The sequence below is a fragment of the Burkholderia sp. SIMBA_062 genome (genome assembly GCF_046534765.1).
GTDB classification, from domain to species: Bacteria; Pseudomonadota; Gammaproteobacteria; order Burkholderiales; family Burkholderiaceae; genus Burkholderia; species Burkholderia ambifaria.
The window spans coordinates 1-272 of sequence record NZ_JAWRYD010000266.1; the positions used below are offsets into that span (position 1 = coordinate 1).

The window sequence follows — 272 nt, forward strand, 5'->3', positions numbered from 1 at the left end:
GCGCGCGCGCCGGGTGCATCAGAACTGGTGAATCATGGCGATGCGCGAGGTGATCTGCGTGTTGGTGCTCGACGGCAGCGAGTAGAAGCCCGCGCCCTGGTTCGCATAGACGCCGTGCTGCGCGTGCAGATACGACACGTTCACGTAGAAGCTCGTGCGCTTGCTCAGGTAGTACTGCGCGCCGATCGTCGGCTGGTGCCAGTGCGTGTGGTCCCAGGTGGTGTACTGGTAGCCGCCGAGAATCGCAATCTGCGGGCGCAGGAAGTACATCG

Annotated in this window: 1 pseudogene; it reads right to left on the bottom strand. The window is 63.6% G+C overall.

The features are described from left to right. Positions 1 to 18: 18 nt before the first annotated feature. A pseudogene (locus SB786_RS36300) lies at positions 19 to 272 on the bottom strand (porin); the annotation flags it as partial.